18 protein-coding genes are annotated in these 16287 nt (G+C 70.6%); 8 read left to right on the plus strand and 10 right to left on the minus strand.

The genetic code is table 11. The features are described from left to right. Positions 1-68 precede the first annotated feature (68 nt). Both EAS64_RS35055 and EAS64_RS35060 read left to right on the plus strand, forming a co-directional pair. Positions 69-617, plus strand: coding sequence for an RNA polymerase sigma factor (locus EAS64_RS35055; RefSeq protein ID WP_246116009.1), 549 nt, complete (start codon positions 69-71; stop codon positions 615-617). Continuing rightward, a complete protein-coding gene (locus EAS64_RS35060) occupies positions 614-2023 on the plus strand; it encodes a WD40 repeat domain-containing protein (protein WP_145860170.1) in 1410 nt (469 codons plus the stop codon). Before EAS64_RS35055 ends, EAS64_RS35060 begins: the two co-directional genes overlap by 4 nt. A 16-nt stretch (positions 2024-2039) precedes the next feature. On the opposite strand, the gene lipA is transcribed toward EAS64_RS35060, so the two are convergent. Both lipA and EAS64_RS35070 read right to left on the minus strand, forming a co-directional pair. Further along, on the minus strand, positions 2040-2972 hold the full coding sequence (gene lipA / locus EAS64_RS35065) for a lipoyl synthase (protein ID WP_145860762.1): 933 nt from the start codon (positions 2970-2972) through the stop codon (positions 2040-2042). A 113-nt stretch (positions 2973-3085) separates the two neighbouring features. Beyond that, the gene (locus EAS64_RS35070; RefSeq protein ID WP_145860172.1) at positions 3086-3499 is read right to left on the minus strand and encodes a YtxH domain-containing protein; all 414 of its coding nucleotides are present in this window, start codon (positions 3497-3499) and stop codon (positions 3086-3088) included. A 201-nt stretch (positions 3500-3700) separates the two neighbouring features. Between EAS64_RS35070 and EAS64_RS35075 the strand changes: the two genes are divergently transcribed. Both EAS64_RS35075 and EAS64_RS35080 read left to right on the plus strand, forming a co-directional pair. Then, positions 3701-4153, plus strand: coding sequence for a DUF6325 family protein (locus EAS64_RS35075; protein ID WP_145860174.1), 453 nt, complete (start codon positions 3701-3703; stop codon positions 4151-4153). Positions 4154-4167: 14 nt separating this feature from the next. After that, positions 4168-4455 carry an SHOCT domain-containing protein gene (locus EAS64_RS35080; protein WP_145860176.1) on the plus strand — a complete coding sequence of 96 codons (288 nt, stop codon included), beginning with the start codon at positions 4168-4170 and terminating at the stop codon, positions 4453-4455. Between the two features lie 34 nt (positions 4456-4489). On the opposite strand, the gene lipB is transcribed toward EAS64_RS35080, so the two are convergent. Then, on the minus strand, positions 4490-5191 hold the full coding sequence (gene lipB / locus EAS64_RS35085) for a lipoyl(octanoyl) transferase LipB (protein WP_145860178.1): 702 nt from the start codon (positions 5189-5191) through the stop codon (positions 4490-4492). A 126-nt stretch (positions 5192-5317) separates the two neighbouring features. Here lipB and EAS64_RS35090 point away from each other — a divergent pair, with 126 nt between their 5' ends. Continuing rightward, positions 5318-6190 (plus strand): intradiol ring-cleavage dioxygenase, encoded by an 873-nt coding sequence (locus EAS64_RS35090; protein WP_145860180.1) that lies wholly within the window; start codon positions 5318-5320, stop codon positions 6188-6190. A gap of 213 nt (positions 6191-6403) precedes the next feature. On the opposite strand, the gene EAS64_RS35095 is transcribed toward EAS64_RS35090, so the two are convergent. The 6 genes from EAS64_RS35095 to EAS64_RS35120 all read right to left on the minus strand — a co-directional run bounded on the left by EAS64_RS35095 (position 6404) and on the right by EAS64_RS35120 (position 13556). Next, positions 6404-7324, minus strand: a complete 921-nt coding sequence (locus EAS64_RS35095) for a TIGR01777 family oxidoreductase (protein WP_145860182.1) — start codon at positions 7322-7324, stop codon at positions 6404-6406. A gap of 41 nt (positions 7325-7365) precedes the next feature. Further along, entirely contained in the window at positions 7366-8991 is a 1626-nt protein-coding gene (gene sucB / locus EAS64_RS35100) for a 2-oxoglutarate dehydrogenase, E2 component, dihydrolipoamide succinyltransferase (protein ID WP_145860184.1), read from the minus strand. A gap of 15 nt (positions 8992-9006) precedes the next feature. Next, entirely contained in the window at positions 9007-10419 is a 1413-nt protein-coding gene (lpdA, locus tag EAS64_RS35105) for a dihydrolipoyl dehydrogenase (RefSeq protein ID WP_145860186.1), read from the minus strand. Positions 10420-10472: 53 nt separating this feature from the next. Then, complete coding sequence (locus tag EAS64_RS35110) at positions 10473-12005, minus strand: leucyl aminopeptidase (RefSeq protein ID WP_145860188.1); 1533 nt, start codon at positions 12003-12005, stop codon at positions 10473-10475. Between the two features lie 130 nt (positions 12006-12135). Continuing rightward, a complete protein-coding gene (locus EAS64_RS35115) occupies positions 12136-12747 on the minus strand; it encodes an HIT family protein (protein WP_145860190.1) in 612 nt (203 codons plus the stop codon). Between the two features lie 212 nt (positions 12748-12959). Beyond that, on the minus strand, positions 12960-13556 hold the full coding sequence (locus EAS64_RS35120; RefSeq protein ID WP_222849844.1) for a Chromate resistance protein ChrB: 597 nt from the start codon (positions 13554-13556) through the stop codon (positions 12960-12962). Between the two features lie 35 nt (positions 13557-13591). Here EAS64_RS35120 and EAS64_RS35125 point away from each other — a divergent pair, with 35 nt between their 5' ends. Then, positions 13592-14362, plus strand: a complete 771-nt coding sequence (locus EAS64_RS35125; protein ID WP_145860191.1) for a COG4280 domain-containing protein — start codon at positions 13592-13594, stop codon at positions 14360-14362. After that, positions 14359-14565 (plus strand): hypothetical protein, encoded by a 207-nt coding sequence (locus tag EAS64_RS35130; protein ID WP_145860193.1) that lies wholly within the window; start codon positions 14359-14361, stop codon positions 14563-14565. Before EAS64_RS35125 ends, EAS64_RS35130 begins: the two co-directional genes overlap by 4 nt. A 236-nt stretch (positions 14566-14801) precedes the next feature. Here the strand turns inward: EAS64_RS35130 and EAS64_RS35135 are convergent, their stop codons facing one another. Next, positions 14802-15524 (minus strand): Type 1 glutamine amidotransferase-like domain-containing protein, encoded by a 723-nt coding sequence (locus tag EAS64_RS35135; protein WP_145860195.1) that lies wholly within the window; start codon positions 15522-15524, stop codon positions 14802-14804. 182 nt (positions 15525-15706) lie between these two features. Between EAS64_RS35135 and EAS64_RS44120 the strand changes: the two genes are divergently transcribed. Further along, the gene (locus EAS64_RS44120; RefSeq protein ID WP_187366404.1) at positions 15707-16273 is read left to right on the plus strand and encodes a hypothetical protein; all 567 of its coding nucleotides are present in this window, start codon (positions 15707-15709) and stop codon (positions 16271-16273) included. The last annotated feature ends 14 nt before the right edge of the window (positions 16274-16287 follow it).

A 16287-nucleotide genomic window follows, 5' to 3' on the forward strand; every position in this document is an offset into this window, starting at 1 on the left:
CGCGGGCAAGATCTTCAGCCTCGCGAGCAACCCAAGGACGCGACAGGTGTCTCTGCTTCGTGGACGCGATGGATACCTCTGAACGCCCGGGCATGGCGCCGGACGCCGGTGATGCCCCGGACGGGCGCCTGGACGCCACGGCAGGCGTCACCGCGCTCTATCAGGGGCACGCGGTGGGCCTGATCCGGCTGGCCATCGTGATGCTCGGGGACCGGGTGGCGGCCGAGGACGTGGTGCAGGACGCGTTCCTCGGGCTGTACCGGCACTGGGACGGGCTCGCCGACACGGGCAAGGCGCTGGCTTACCTGCGGTCCGCCGTCCTCAACCGGTGCAGGAACGCGCTGCGCCAGCGCCATCGCGGCACAAGGCACGGTGTCACGCCGCAAATCGTGGAGTCCGCCGAGGCCACGGTGCTTGTCGGCGAGGAAAACCAGCGGGTGCTTGCCGCGATCCGCGCGTTGCCCGACCGCCAGCGTGAAGCCCTGGTGCTCCGCTTCTACCTCGACCTGTCCCAGGACGAGACCGCCCGCGTGATGGGCATCAGCACGGGCACCGTCAAGTCCGCGACATCCCGCGCCGTCGCGGCGCTCGGCCGGCTGCTGAAGGAGGACTCATGACCGGGACCCAGGAACGCGCCGTCACCGCGATGCGCGCCATCGGCGACACCGTCACGGGCGCGCCGCCGCTGCGCTTGCCGCCGCGGACCGCCGCTTCGACTCGGTTCACCCGGCTTGGCCGCCCGGCCAGCCGCGCCTGGCGGCTGTGGCTGGTCCCCGCCGCCGCGGCCGTCGCCGTGGTCGCGATCGCGCTCTCGCTGGCCGTGGTGCGCTCCGCGCCGAAGGAGTCCGCGGCCCCGCCAAGCACCGCCGCGCCGTCGGCGCAGGCGGGGACCAGCGGTTCCGCCAGCGTGCCGCCGTACTACGTGACGCTCCCGGCGTTCGGCTGGTACGCCTATGCGCCGCCGGCGCCACAGACCAGTTCGGCCAGCCAGACCGTGCTCGTCGTCGGCGAGACTGCCACCGGCAAGCGGCTGGCCACCGTGACGCCGCCGCACGGCATGACGTTTAACGTGGTGTCAGGCGCGGCCGACGACCGGGCCTTCGTCGTCGGCGCGACGAGCTACTCGCCCGGAGAGAAGACCGTCAGCGGGATCTGGTTCGAGACCTGGTACCTGCTGCGGATCTCACCGGGCACGGCGCACGTCGCGCAACTCACTCAGCTGCGGATCCCGGTGGTCCCGAACGTGACTGGTATCGCGATCTCTCCCGAAGGCACCATGCTGGCCGTGGCCTACCAGCAGTTCTCCGGCCCGTCCTGGTCCTCGGCCAGCGGGCGTCCCCAGCTGGGCCTGTGGTCGGTCGCGACGGGCAGGGAGCTGGACCACTGGTCATCGGCGCAGGGCCGGATCACCGCCACGCCGCCGGCCGCCGGGTCCCGTCCTGACCCGTTCGACACCGCCGGCCTGGCCACCGCGCTGCGCTGGACCCCGGACGGCGGCGGACTCGCCTATGCCTGGAACGGCTCGCAGATCCGGCTGCTTGACTTCACCGCGCAGGGGCCCCGTCAGCCGGACCTGGTCAAGGCGAGCAGGCTGCGCGCTGGGATCGGCGACTACTACACGCCCGCGGGCGCCAGCTTCACCTGCGTCGCGGCCGACGGCTGGTCGCTCTCGACCGGGGCTAGGACCTTCACCTGCGCCGGAAGCTATGTCCCCATGCGCGCGGCGACTGGCCCGGGCTGCGGCAAGAATGCGCCGGCCCACCCCGCGCTCTTCCAGCAGATCCAGCTCGGCGACGGTGCCCAGGAACTGACCACACTGGCGCAGTCTCCCGGTTGCGTGCCCGCCGGCCCCAGGGCCAAGAGCGCGGCCCTCGGCTGGTCGAGCGCCGACGGGTCGAGGGTCATCGCCATGCTTGGTGACCCGGCAGCCCGCGACGACAAGTTCGGCGTCTTCACGAAGAAGACGTTCAACGCGCTCCCCGCGGTGATGAGCAGCGGGTCGCTCGTCACGGTTGCCTGGTAGTCCAGGCGGCAGATGGCTAGCCAGCCGCCGCGGCGGAACGCTGCTCGATCGCCTGCGCGTACAGCTTGCCCGCCCGGTAGGAGGACCGGACAAGCGGGCCGGACATCACGCCGGCGAACCCCATCGCGATGGCCTCGTCGCGCAGCGCGACGAACTCCTCCGGGTGCACCCAGCGGTGCACCGGATGGTGCCGCGCGGACGGCCGCAGGTACTGGGTGATCGTCAGCAGCTCGACGCCGGCCGACCGCAGGTCGGCCATCGCGGGCGCGATCTCCTCGCGGGTCTCGCCCATGCCCAGGATCAGGTTGGACTTGGTGACCATGCCCGCGTCGCGGGCCTGGCGGAGCACGTCGAGCGACCGCTCGTAGCGGAAGCCCGGCCGGATGCGGCGGAAGATCCGCGGCACCGTCTCCAGGTTGTGCGCGAACACCTCGGGCCGCGCGCTGAACACCTCGGCGAGCTGTTCGGGTTCGGCGTTGAAGTCGGGCACGAGCAGCTCGACGCCGCAGCCGGGCACGGCCGCGTGGATCTCGCGCCCGGTCTGCGCGTACAGCCAGGCGCCGCCGTCCGGCTGATCGTCGCGGGCTACTCCGGTGACCGTCGCGTACCGCAGCCCCATCGCGGCGACCGACTCGGCGACCCGCCGCGGCTCGTCACGGTCGAGCGGCTGCGGCTTGCCGGTGTCGATCTGGCAGAAGTCGCAGCGCCGCGTGCACTGGTCGCCGCCGATCAGGAAGGTGGCCTCGCGGTCTTCCCAGCACTCGAAGATGTTCGGGCAGCCTGCCTCCTGGCACACCGTGTGCAGGCCCTCCGACTTCACTAGCTGCTGCAGCGCGGTGTACTCGGGCCCGGTGCGTATCCGGGTCTTGATCCACGGCGGCTTGCGTTCGATCGGCGTCTCGGCGTTGCGCGCCTCGAGCCGCAGCAACCGCCGTCCTTCAGGGGCCAGTTCCGGAGTATGCACCACGTTCACCAGCCTACGTTCCCGCGGCCCCTCGCGCGCCCTGGCCCGTCGCGCCGGGGAACGTAGGCAGGAGTGCTGGCGAGCGCTTCAGCTGGCCCCTACATCGCGTTGGCGTCGGCGCGGGCGAGCATCGCATCCATGACCGCGTACTCGGCTTCCTGCACAGCCGCGATCGCGAAGCCGATCGCGTCATCGGCGTACTCCTCCGCCGCCTCGGCCTTCAGTTCCGTCTTGCGGGCGTCCCGCTCGGCCCTCTTGTCGCCGGCCCGCTGGTGGAGCTGCGCGACGTGCGCCTGCCACTGGTCCTTCATGGTCTCCCAGCCGGTGGCGGTCTCGGCCTGAGTCTCTGCCATGTTCGCCTTCATCTCCCGTGCCTGCTGCTCGGCCTCGGCCTGTGCCTGCTGCACCTGGGCCTTCAGCTGATCGCGGCCGGTGCTCGCAGCGGCCTTGATCTTGGCCTGGGCGTCGTTGACCCGCTGGGTGAGCGTGCTGAAATCGGTGTTGTGTGTCATGTCATGACCTTCCGTGAAACGTTCCTGGCCTCTTCAAGCCGTCAGCCGGCCCTGCGCTGCCCGCGGAGGCTTGCGGGCGGCCCCGAGCCCGCGCGCCCTATTTCACTCGCCAAGCATCCGGGGGGACATCACCTTGACAGGGTGATGACCGCTCGCGGCGCGCGGGCTTACCGTCCCGCTGTAGCCGCGAACGGAGGACTCATGCGATCAGACACGCCCCCAGACGACGACGAACTCGGCCCTGTTGACTTCATCGTGGTCGAGTTTCCGCACGGTCATATCGGCGCGCCAGGCTTCGAACAGCTGCTCTCCCTCGCGGATCAGGGCACCATCCGGATTCTTGACGTGGAGTTCGTCGCCAAGGACGCCGCGGGAGCCTCGCGGAGAGTCGAGGCGAGCGAGCTCGGCAATCCCGACGGCATCGACCTGAGCCTCTGGGCCGGCGCCTCCTGCGGCCTGCTCGATCAGGCCGATGTCGCCCTGATCGACGCGGCGATCGAGCCGGGCGCGATCGCGGCCGTCATCGTGTACGAGAACCGCTGGATTCTCGGCCTGGCGGACGCCTGGCGGCGGGAGGGCGCCCGGCTGATCGCGGACGGCGGGGTACCGGCCGACGACCTGGTCGCCGCCCTCGACGCGAGCGAGCGGTCCTAGAGGAGGAGATGACGGTGGGCATACTGAAGACTGCCGCGACGGTGGCGGTGGCCAGCTCAGTCCACGGACGGGTGCAGCGCAGGCAGCAGCAACGCTGGGCGGCACAGGACCACGCCGCCGCTCCGCCGGTGCCGCAGCAGGCACCGCCCATGGCGGCGCAGCAGGCCGCGCCCATGGCGGCGCCGCAGGCCGATACCGGCGAGCGGCTCGCCCAGCTAGCGCAGCTCGGCGAACTGAAAACCGCCGGGGTCCTCAGCGAGGCCGAATTCGAACGGGAGAAGGCGCGCATTCTCGGCGGGTGACCGCCGGGGATCGCAACGCGACCTGGGCGGGCGGCTAGGCCGCCGACGCGAGCAGCGGCGCGACGGTGTGGATCCGCTGCCAGCCCCGGTAGCCGAGCGCCGCCGCCAAGTGCCGTTCGAGCAGCGGCGTCACGTCGGCGACCGACACCCTGATGCCGAGTTCGGTGGTGAGCGATGTCACGCCGGCGTCCCTGATGCCGCAGGGCACGATGCGGTCGTACCAGGACAGGTCACAGTCGCAGTTGAACGCCAGGCCATGCATGGTGACACCCCTAGCCACCCGGGCGCCGATCGCGCCGACCTTCCGGTCAGGCAGGCCGCCGGAGGCGGGAATCCAGGTGCCTGAGCGCCCCTCGACCCTGATCGCGGCGAGCCCGAACTCGGCGCAGACCCGGATCATCGCCTCCTCGAGCGCGCGGATATAGGCGACCACGTCCATCGGCTCGCGCAGCTTGACGATCGGGTAGGCGGTGAGCTGCCCCGGCCCGTGCCAGGTGATCTTGCCGCCGCGGTCGACATCGATGACGGGGGCCCCTGGGTCGCCGACCGGCCGGTCGGACAGCGCGGTCCGTTTGCCCGCTGTGTAGACCGGCGTGTGCTCGAGGAGCAGGCAGCTGTCGGGGACCTCGCCGCTGACTCGCCGTGCGTGCACCGCGCGCTGCATGTCCCAGCCCTGGACATAGTCCACGGCGTTCGACCCGAAGCCTGCGTGCGCGAAAACGAGTTCAGAGTCCACGACATCGAGAGTACGACGCGAGTGAGACCGCCGCGTCTCCCGGCGCGGACCCGGCCGGCTCCCGGTGCAAGATCACACAGTCGCGGCGGTAGACCCGCCGCGCGCCGCGGACATAATCTCGTCGCCATGGCAACCGATTTCACAGAGGAAACCGCGGCCGACGCCGTCATCGAGTCCTTCGCGCCGGACACGGACCCCCGGCTACGCGAGATCCTGACCTCGCTTGTCAGGCATTTGCACGGGTTCGCCCGCGAGGTCGAGCTGACGATCCCCGAGTGGGAGAAGGCGATCGACTTCCTGACCCGCGTGGGACACAAGTGCGACGACGAGCGCCAGGAGTTCATCCTGCTGTCGGACGTGCTCGGGCTGTCGATGCTGACCGAGACCATCTCCAACAGGAAGTTCGGCGTGGCCACCGAGTCGACGGTCCTCGGCCCGTTCCACGTGGTCGAGTCCCCGGTCCGCGACCTAGGCGACAACGTCGACCTGGTGGGCACGGGCACGCCCTGCGTGGTAACCGGCCGGGTCGTCTCGGTAGACGGCACCCCGCTCCCCGGCGCCACGATCGACGTCTGGCAGGCCAACGACCAGGGCTTCTACGACGTCCAGCAGCCAGAAGTGCAGCCAAGGACCAACGGCCGCGGCCTCTTCACCGCCGACGAGGATGGCCGCTTCTGGTTCCGCACCATCGTGCCGAGCTTCTACCCCATCCCCACCGACGGCCCCGTAGGCGAACTGCTCAACGCCACCGGCAGGCACGCCTTCCGCCCCGCCCACATCCACTTCATCGTCGAGGCCCCAAGCCACCGCCCCCTGACCACCCACATCTTCGTAGCAGGCAGCCAGTACATCGAGTCCGACACCGTATTCGCTGTCAAGAAATCCCTGGTAGTCGACTTCAAGGAGGTAACAGACGAGACCAAGGCGGAGCAGTGGCACATGACCAAGCTCCCCTTCCGCCACGCCGACTTCGAAATCATCATGCAGCCCGGTTCATAGCTTCGCCCAGCCCGCCCAGCACGCCCAAACCGGACCCAAGCCCCGCCCGGACCCGCAGGCAAGCGGGCCAGCCCCCGCACCCAGTCAGCCGACCCACCCAGGCCCCCAACGCGCGAACCTCAGCCACCCGACGCACCACACAGGCCAATCCCGAAAAGAGCGGGTGTACACATTTGGGCCGAAGTACACCCAGCAACGAGCCAGCCCGCAGCGTCAGCGGGGCAGTTCGGCGGTGAGTGCCGCGCCGACCGTCGCGTGATCGAACGAGAACCCCGCATCGAGCAGCCGCGCCGGCAGCACCCGCGCGCTGGTGAGCAGCTCAGCTGACATCTCGCCAAGGCCGAGCTTGAGCAGAAATGAAGGCACCCGGAGCCAGGGGAAGTCGGGCCGCTTGAACGCGGCGTGCAGCGCCGCGGTGAGCTCGTCGTTGCTGACCGGGTTGGGCGCGGTGAGGTTGTAGGCGCCGCTGCGCTCGTCCGCGCCCGGCCCGTCGAGCAGGAAGCGGATGGCCCGGATCTCGTCGGTCAGCGAGATCCAGCTCATCACCTGATGGCCGTCGCCGAAGCGCGGCAGCACACCGAGCCGAGCGGGCAGCGCGAGACGGCCGAGCACGCCGCCCCCGGCGCCGAGCACCAGCCCGCTGCGCAGGTGCGCGACGCGGATGCCCGCCTCGCGCGCCGGGTCGGCTGCGGCCTCCCAGTCATGCACGACGCGGGACAGGAAGGCCTTGCCCGCCGGGGCGGACTCGGTGACCTCACGCCCGCCGGTGTCGCCGTACCAGCCGATCGCCGAGGCGCAGATGAACGCCTTCGGCGCGGGATGGGTCGCGGTGAGCGCCGACGCGAGCGCGCGGGTGGCGAGCACACGGCTCGCCCTGATCTCCGCCTTGTACGCGGCGGTCCAGCGGTGGTCGCCGACCCCGGCGCCGGCCAGGTGCACCACGGCGTCCACGCCGGACAGCGCCGGATCGCCGGCGTCGGCCGCGCGCGGGTCCCAGCGGACCTCCTCGCCTGACTGCGCGCCCGCGCGCGGCGGCCGCCTGACGAGGCGGACAACCTGGTGGTCGTCCGCTCGCAGGCTAGCCGTCAGCGCGGCGCCGATCAGGCCGGACGAGCCGGTGATCGCGATCCTCATCCCGATGCCCTCTTGCCGCGAGCCTTCACCGGCGCGGCCTCCTACAGCCCGAGGTCGGCCTCGAACGCGCCCTCCTCGAGACGGTTCTTCACCGTGACGAGGAACCGGGCGGCGTCCGCGCCGTCCACGAGCCGGTGGTCGTAGGTCAGCGCCAGGTAGACCATGGAGCGAACCGCGATGACCTCGCCGAGCGACGGGTCGTCCACCACAACGGCACGCCTGACCACGCTGCCCACGCCGAGGATGCCGACCTGGGGCTGGTTGATGATCGGGGTGTCGAATAGCGCGCCGCGGCTGCCGGTGTTGGTGAGCGTGAACGTGCCGCCCGACAGTTCGTCGGGACCGACCTGGCCGCCCCTGGTGCGGGCGGCGAGGTCGGCGATCTTCCTGGCCAGGCCGCCGATGTTCAGGTCGCCCGCATTGTGGATGACCGGCACCATCAGGCCGCGCTCGGTGTCCACGGCGATGCCGAGGTGCTCGGCCGCGTGGTAGGTGATCTCCTGGGATTCGGAGTTGATCACCGCGTTCAGCACCGGGTGCACCTTGAGCGACTCGACGGCGGCCTGCGCGAAGAACGGCAGGAACGTCAGCTTGACGCCCTCGCGGGCCTCGAACGCGGACTTGGCGCGGTCCCTGAGCCTGGCGATGTTGGTGACGTCCACCTCGACAACGGTGGTCAGCTGCGCCGAGGTCTGCAGCGATTCGATCATCCGCTTGGCGATGACCTGGCGCGGCCGGGACATCCGCTGCGTGGTGCCGCGCAGCGCGGACGGAACGATCTCCGGGCGGGCAGGAGCCGCGACAGCCGGCGCCACGGCGGGCGCCGCAGCCGGGGCGGGCACCGCGGCAGCGGGGGCGGTCGCGGTCGCGGCTGCCTGGGCGGCGGCCGCCGCCTCGGCGGCGCGCTGGGCGCGGGCCGCCTCGAGGACGTCCTGCTTGCGGATGCGGCCGCCGACACCGGTGCCGGTGATCGCCTCGAGCGGCACCGCGTGCTCGGCGGCCAGCTTGCGGACGAGCGGCGTGACATACGGCGACTCGCCGGTCGGCAGCGGGGTGGGCTCGGGGTAGGAGTCGGCGGGCTCGTCCTCGACGGGCACCGGCGGCGCGTACGCCGGGGCGGGCGGCTCGGGCGGCGCGTACCCGGCGGGGGCGGGCGCGGGCGGCGGCGCGTAACCGGGCGCCGGGGGAGCGGCGGGGGCGACCGAGGGCGGCGGTGCGCTCCACGACCAGCTGCTCGGCGCGGACGTGCCGCCGTTGGCCGGGGCAGCGGCGACGGGGGAGGGCGCGGCGGGGGAGGGCGCGGGGGCGGGAGCCGCGGGCGGCTCAGGCGCGGGCGGGGCATAACCGGGCGCGGCGGGCGCCGGGGGCGCGGGTGCCTCGGCGGCAGGCGCGGCGGGCGCCGCGGGCGGCTCGGGGGCGCTCGCGACGTCGGCGTCCTCGATCACGGCGAGCTGCGCGCCGACCGCGACCGTCTCGTCCTCGTCGACCGCGATGCCCCGCAGGATCCCGGTGGCGGGTGACGGGATCTCGGTGTCAACCTTGTCCGTGGAGACCTCGAGGAGCGGCTCATCGGCCGTGACGTGCTCGCCCTCCTTCTTCAGCCAGCGCGTGACGGTGCCCTCGGTGACGCTCTCGCCGAGCTGGGGCATTACTACGGAGACCGACATCTTCGGTGTGACTCCTTAGGCGTGGAAGTGCAGTGGCTTGCCGGCGAGCGCCAGGTGCGCCTCGCCGATGATCTCGGACTGGGTGGGGTGCGGGTGGATGAGCGCGGCCACATCGTCCGGCTCCGCGTCCCAGTTGTAGATGAGCTGCGCCTCGGCGATGAGCTCGCCGACCCGGCTGCCGACCAGGTGCACGCCGAGCACCCGGCCCGGCTGGCCGCCAGGCGTGGACGGGGCCTCGGCGATGACCTTGGCCTGGCCCTGCGTCTGCAGGATGACGCTCTTGCCGTTGCCGCCGAGCGGGTAGTTGACCTCGACCACGTTGATGCCGCGCGCGGTGGCCTGGGCGGAGGTGATGCCCACGGAGGCGACCTCAGGGTCGGAGTAGGTGATGCGCGGCACGCCATCGTAGTCAATCGGGCGGACGTCGAGCCCGCCGAGGCGCTCGGCCACCAGGATGCCCTCGCCGAAGCCCACGTGCGCCAGCTGCGGGTGCGCGATCCCCTGGATGCTGACCAGGTCGCCCACGGCGGAGATGGTGGGCACCGCTGTCCGGCACAGCGGGTCGACCTCGACGAACCCGCGGGTGATGCCGACGCCGTTCTCCTCGTACCCGAGGCCGGCGGAGACCGGGCCGCGGCCCACGGCGACCAGCAGTAGCTCCGCCTCGAGCTGCTTGCCGTTACCGAGCGTGACCTGCACGCCGGTGTCGGTGTAGTTGACCGACTGGAACGGCGTGCCGAGCTCGAAGCCGATGCCGCGGCGGCGGAACACCCGCTGCAGCACCTTCGCGGACGCCTCCTCCTCGAGCGGCAGCAGCTGCGGCGCCATCTCCACGATGGTCACCTCGGCGCCGAACGAGCGCCACACCGACGCGAACTCGACGCCGATCACGCCGCCGCCGAGGATGATCGCCGACGCGGGCACCCGGTCGAGCGTCAGCGCGTCGTCCGAGCTGATGATGCGGTTGCCGTCCAGGTTCAGCCCGGGCAGCGAGCGCGGCACGGAGCCGGTCGCGAGCACCACGTGGTCGCCGGAGTAGGTCGCGCCGTTGACCGTCACCGAGGTGGGCGACGCGAGCCGCCCGTCGCCGATGATGGTGTCGATCTTGCGGCCGGCGATGGTGCCCTGCAGGCCCTTCCACAGCCGCTCGACGACGCCCTGCTGGTAGGAGAGCACCGAGGGCATGTCGATGCCCTCGAACGAGGTCCGCACCCCGAACTTCTCGCTCTCCTTCGAGGTGTCGGCGACCTCGGCCGCGTGTAGCAGCGCCTTGGTCGGGATGCAGCCGCGGTGCAGGCAGGTCCCGCCTACCTTGTCCTTCTCGATCAGGGCAACGCGCTTGCCAAACTCGGCCGCGCGCAGCGCGCACGCATAACCGCCGCTGCCGCCGCCGAGAATGACGATGTCGTAATGGCCGCCCTCTGCCACAGTAAACCCCTTTTCCGCTTACGCTCAGTGTCTCATCATGTCACTGCGGTTGCCTACGCGCCGGGAAGTCGCCCCGCCGCAGTCTCCGCCGCGATCGCGATGAGTGCCCGCACTGCCGCCCCGGTCCCGCCCTTGGGCGTGTAGCCGAACGGCCCCTTCTCGTTGAACGCCGGCCCCGCGATATCCAGGTGCGCCCAGGCGATGCCGTCTGGCACGAATTCCTTAAGGAAAAGGCCGCCGACCATCATCCCGCCCTCGCGATCGGGCGACACGTTGGTCATGTCGGCGACGGTGGAGTCGAGCCCCTTGCGCAGTTCCTCGGGGAACGGCATCGCCCACGCGGGCTCGCCCGCCTCGCGCATGACCGCGGCGATCTCGGCGGCGACCTCTTCGGAGGACCCCATGACGCCCGCGGTCCGCCGGCCGAGCGCGACAGTCGCGGCGCCGGTGAGGGTGGCGACGTCCACGATCAGCACCGGGTTGTCCTCGACGGACCTGGCGATGCCGTCGGCGAGGACGAGCCGGCCCTCGGCGTCGGTGTTAAGCACCTCGACGCTCTTGCCGCCGTAGATCCTGATGATGTCCGACGGCCGCTGCGCGGCGCCGCCCGGCATGTTTTCCGCGGCGCACAGGTAGCCCACCACGTTGACAGGGAGCGCCAGGTCGGCGACAGCGGTGGTGGCGGCGAGCACGGCGGCGGCGCCGCTCATGTCGCACTTCATCGTCTCCATGGACTTCGGCGGCTTGAGCGACAGGCCGCCGGAGTCGAAGGTGATGCCCTTGCCGACGAACGCAACGGTTTGCGTCGCCGCCGGGTGCGTGTAGGACAGCCGGATCAGCCGCGGCGGCCGGGTCGAGCCCTGGCCGACGCCGGTGAGGCCGCCGTAGCCGCGGTCACGCAGCGCCACCTCGTCGAGCACCTCGACGGTGACGCCGGCGGCGGCGCCGACCCGCTCCGCCTCCGCCGCGAGCGCGGCGGGCGTCAGGTCGAGCGGCGAGGTGTTGACCAGGTCCCGCACCAGGTTGACCGCGCTGGCGATCACCTGGCCGCGCCGGGCCGCGTCGGCGTTGCCGTCGCCGGTGAGCACGGTGACCGCCAGGTCGGGCGCGGGGGTGGAGCGGTACCTGCGGAAGCTGTACGCGCCGAGCAGCGCCCCGGTGGCCACGGCCTCCGCCTCGTCCGGCATCAGCGCGGGCAGCGCGACCGCGACGGTCTTGGCCGCGGTGTCGTCGCCGTTGGCGCCCGCCTTCTTCGCCGCGGCCGACCGTAGGGCGGTGCCCGCCGCGCGGCGCAGTCGCTCGGTGTCGAACGCGCGGCCCTCGGCCGGCGCCTCGCCGAGCCCGACCGCGAGCACGAGCCTGGCGGGCAGCTTGCCGCCGCTGGGAATCTTGGTGAGTTCTTCTGGCTCGCCCGTCGCACCAAGTGCGGTGAGCGCGTCGGCGAGGGTACCGCCGAGGGCCTCATCCACCTCGGCGAGCCCTGGTGCGGCTGCCGGGCCTTCCGGAGTCTGGATCACCCCGATGACAAGGACGTCGGCCTCGGCCGTCTCCGGCGCCGACTCACTGGTTGCAAGGGAGACTGTCACGAAGCCGATGCTATTGCACTCCGATACACGGCGATCGCCCGCGCACCCCCGCCGTGACCGACGGCACAGTGCAAAAAGACAGACGACCTCGAAACGGTTGCGTGCCGCGACCTACCGCGAGCAGAACCTGCTAGCCGGCGGCGGACCTGGTCCCGCCGAAGGACTCGATCAGCGCGTCCGCGACCGCCCCCGCGTCCGCGTCGGCCACGTCGGCCGGATACTCGGGCAGCAGGTCGTCCCAGACCACCAGCCATGACCCGTACAGCTGCCCCTGCCCCTGCGGCCTGGCGAAGAACCAGACGTGCAGGTGCGCGCCGCCGTCACCGATCCGGTACACGTGCGACCGAGCGATGTGCTCGAGCGCCTCCACGTGCCTGACGATGTGCGTGGTTAGCACTCCGAGTTCGGCGGCCATGTCGTCGGGCAGGTCCGCCATGTCGTAGTGATCGCGCGGATGCAGCATCAGCACGAGCGGCACCCCGACCCCGGGAATACGTGTAAGCCGCCAGCGCTCGTTGAACCAGATTCCCTCGTCACGCGAGCGGCACGACCCGCAGTCCGAGGGGTCCTCACCATGCCGCGGGGGCTCGGGCAGCACCGGCGGGCGCAGTCGCGCGACGCGCAGCCCCTCCTGCTCGAAGGGACTGATCTCCCACCCTGTCATCCGCGCCAGCGGCAGCCGGCCCTCGCCATCGCTTACCGCGAGCGCGTGCTCATAGAACTCGTCAGGTCGCAAGGCCATGACCCAAAGGCTAACCGCTTCGTTACGCCGCGCGCAGCTTCCAGGTCTTCCCGTTCCACAGCCCGCTCAGCGGGCTGTTCATGGCCCCGAGTCTGCGGAGCCAAGGCGGCGCTAAAGTGTCTTTTAGTTGGACAAGGGATGAACCGATAATCACAACTTAAAAATAACGTGCGTTACTACTGAGATCTAACGACTGTTACTATGGGCCTGTGTCACTGCCCTTCGGCCTCCTCGGCGTAGACCCTGACCGCGTACGCCTCAAGGGACTGTTCGCACTTGTCCAGGTACTGCTCGCAGGCGGCGCGCCCGCTGGCGCCGAAGACGTCCCTGTCGACGATCTTGGCGAACCAGTTCTTCAGCTTGACCAGGTCGACCTCGTTTTCCTCGAGCTCGGCGTAGGTGAAGTGGTTCTCGTCGTACTCCTTCTGCACCTGCGCGAGGAAGTCCTGGCACTTGTCGACGATCTCCTCGTACTCGTCGTTGCGCGCCGTCTGGAACGACGCGCGCACCTCCGACTCGCCGACGAGCACGCCGGCGGACAGCAGCACGGCCGTCCCGGACATGTCCACGATCTCGCGCCGCAGCTTGCGCAGCGACCGCTCGTTGGCAGCCGACGCGGGCAGTGCGGCCACCGAATTCTGCAGGTAGATCGCGCCAAGCGATTTGATGCGCCGCCACACGGTGGAGCGCAGCCGGGTTGGCTCCGGCGGCACCCGGTAGATAAGCAGCAGCCAGCCCCGTCCGGCACTCTCGCCCGCTGTCGGGCGGTCACCGCCGGGCGCTCCCGTCCGGTCCTGATCAGTCGTCACCCGCTCATTGTCGCGGATCAAACCGAGGAGATTCGTTGAATGCCCTCCCGTTGATCCTCACCGTCTTCATCGCGTGCGCGGTCGAAGCCGTGGAGGCTCTCACCATCGTTCTCGCCGCGGGCATCACCAGGGAGTGGAAGTCCACGCTCCAAGGGATGGCCGTGGCGCTGGTGGCACTCGCCGTGATCACCGCCGCGATCGGCCCCGCCGTCAGTCACCTGCCGCTGACCCCGCTGCGGCTGGTCGTCGGCGCACTGCTCGCCATCTTCGGCCTGCAGTGGCTGCGCAAGGCCGTGCTCCGCGCGACCGGCTACAAGGCGCTGCACGACGAGGCGAGCGCCTACCTGCGCGAGGTCACCGCCGCCAAGGAAGCCGCCAGGGAATCCAGGCGCGGCATCAATGACTGGTATGCGTTCACGCTCGCCTTCAAGGGCGTGCTCCTCGAGGGCCTCGAGGTCGTTTTCATCGTCGTCACCTTCGGCACCAACCAGAAGAACGTCGGCGCCGCGGTGATCGGCGCCGCTGCCGCGATCATCGCCGTCACGATCACCGGCATCGCGGTCAGGGCGCCGCTCACCAAGGTCCCGGAGAACTGGATGAAGTTCGCCGTCGGCGTCATGCTCACGAGCTTCGGCACCTTCTGGGGCGCCGAGGGCGCGGGCGTCGAATGGCCGGGCAACGACGGCGCCCTGCTCGTCATCATCCCGCTGGTGGCGCTGTTCGGCGCCGCCTGCATCTTCTGGCTGCGCTCGCGCAAGACCGCCGCGGCCGCCCCCGCCATGGAAACGGAGACCGTCGGCTCATGAGGCACATCAAGGCGTTCGGCGCCTTCTGGTACGACTTCATCGTCGGCGACGACTGGCATGTCGCCGCCCTCGTGGTGATCGGCATGGCCGCCACCGCGATCCTGACGCACGCCGCCAAGGTCAACGCCTGGTGGCTGCTCCCGATCGTGGTCTTCGCCGCCCTCGCCTGGTCGCTGCACCGCGCCACCGCGCACCGCAAGTAAAGGCATCATCCAGAACGGGTTCGTGGCTCCGCCGCCGGCCCCGCCATTTCACAGCACACACGCGGTACCAAAGCGCGTACAACCGACTTGATCACGGAAACTTTGATCCTGGCGGAAATTACGACCCCGATTTGGGTGCCGAATTTCCGTTAAAAACAAAGTTTCCGTGATCTGATCATCGGCCCCGTTCCCAGATAACAGCAAGAAGCGCCGCGGGCGCGGAGCCGGCCGGCGTGCTACGCGCCGAGGAACCGCACTGGGATCGCGGTCTCGGCGAAGCCGCCCGCGCCGTCGGGGTCGACGCGGTAGGCGCCCGCGTCCGGCCGGTCGGCGACCACCTCCGCGAGCGCGTCGTCCACGAAGTGCGCGCCCGCCCCGTCGTCGCAGGCCAGGCCGCCGGGCAGCGCGCCCTCGGCGACGAGCCGCTGGTACAGCGGCCGCCGCTCGGGCTCGGAGTTGTAGTGCGGGCAGAACGATCCCGTCAGCATCCCGAGTCCGTCGGTGAACGGCCGCAGCTTTATCCCGAACGAGTCGGTGGTGCCACCCTCGAACCAGCAGATTCCCCCGGCGGACGAGCCGGCCAGGATGATTCCCGCGTGCCAGGCCTTGCGCATGATCGCGTCGATGCCGTGCACCCGCCACACGGCGGCCATGTTCGCGACCGAGCCGCCGCCGACGAAGATGATGTCCTGCGAGAGCAGGAAGTCCTCGGGATCGGACACGTTCGGCATGGGGAACAGCGCCAGGTGCCTGACCCGCGCGGGCGTGTCCGCGAGACGGTCGTAGAACCGGAGGTTGGTGCCCGGGTCGTCGCCGACGGCCTGGTTCAGCACGCACAGCCGGGGCTGCGGCTTGCCGCTGAGTTCGATCGCGAGCTGTATCTGAAGCGGGATCGCCTCGCGCGGCATCAGCATGCCGCCTCCGATCGCGAGCACGTGCCGCCGTCCGTCTGCCGCCATGCCGTGACCGTACCGAGAAATCGCCGGACGCCGCAAATATTGTCACGGAGGTCACAGCGCGGTATCGCTGGCCGGCGAGCAGACGATTAATTAGATTTCGATGCGATTCCCCCGTGGGCGAAGGCATTTGCCTTTCCCGCGGTCGCCGTAAAGACGTACTATCGTGAAAAGTTCTTCGCGACGTGGCGCAGATGGGCGGCGGCGACATCATGGGCGAATGGTGGTCGATCGAGGTCTTCTCCGGCGACAGGCTTCCCGCGAGCGGGTGGCGGACCGCCTACGAGGACGATCTGACCGAGGCGGCGATCACAAACGGCGCGCAGTATTACGAGTGGCATGACACTCAGTACGGCGTGATCTTCGAGATCCTGTTCCCGACCGACGCCGAATGGGAGTCGTTCCGCGAGCTGTCCGCCGTCCGGGCGGCGCTCGACGGGGTACCCGACCCGGTCAACGGGCTGCTCGTCTACCGCGGGCGCGGCGGCGCATCCGGCGGCACGAAACCGCGCAAGCCCAAGCCCGCGCCAAGCGCCGCCGCGATGGAACTGGAAGAGCCCAAGGAGCGGCGCTTCATCAGGCCGCGCCGGCTCAAGTACGCGGCCAAGGAGGCCGAGGAACTGCTACGCGAGCTCGGCGCCGACCCGGGGCGGATCGACGAGCCTGACCGCGGGGTCACCGACCCGAGCCAGCAGGGGCCGGGCGGGCCGGTATGGCGGGATATCGCCGCTTCTGACCGTTCCGACGGCTAGATAGAGACGCCTTT

The organism is Trebonia kvetii, from assembly GCF_007827045.1.
Taxonomy (GTDB): Bacteria; Actinomycetota; Actinomycetes; order Streptosporangiales; family Streptosporangiaceae; genus Trebonia; species Trebonia kvetii.

Coding starts and splice junctions, on each gene's coding strand:
- EAS64_RS35055 (WP_246116009.1), top strand. CDS start 69: ATGGATACCTCTGAACGCCCGGGCATGGCGCCGGACGCCGGTGATGCC.
- EAS64_RS35060 (WP_145860170.1), top strand. CDS start 614: ATGACCGGGACCCAGGAACGCGCCGTCACCGCGATGCGCGCCATCGGC.
- EAS64_RS35070 (WP_145860172.1), bottom strand. CDS start 3,499: ATGACACACAACACCGATTTCAGCACGCTCACCCAGCGGGTCAACGAC.
- EAS64_RS35075 (WP_145860174.1), top strand. CDS start 3,701: ATGCGATCAGACACGCCCCCAGACGACGACGAACTCGGCCCTGTTGAC.
- EAS64_RS35090 (WP_145860180.1), top strand. CDS start 5,318: ATGGCAACCGATTTCACAGAGGAAACCGCGGCCGACGCCGTCATCGAG.
- EAS64_RS35095 (WP_145860182.1), bottom strand. CDS start 7,324: ATGAGGATCGCGATCACCGGCTCGTCCGGCCTGATCGGCGCCGCGCTG.
- sucB (WP_145860184.1), bottom strand. CDS start 8,991: ATGTCGGTCTCCGTAGTAATGCCCCAGCTCGGCGAGAGCGTCACCGAG.
- EAS64_RS35115 (WP_145860190.1), bottom strand. CDS start 12,747: ATGGCCTTGCGACCTGACGAGTTCTATGAGCACGCGCTCGCGGTAAGC.
- EAS64_RS35130 (WP_145860193.1), top strand. CDS start 14,359: ATGAGGCACATCAAGGCGTTCGGCGCCTTCTGGTACGACTTCATCGTC.
- EAS64_RS35135 (WP_145860195.1), bottom strand. CDS start 15,524: ATGGCGGCAGACGGACGGCGGCACGTGCTCGCGATCGGAGGCGGCATG.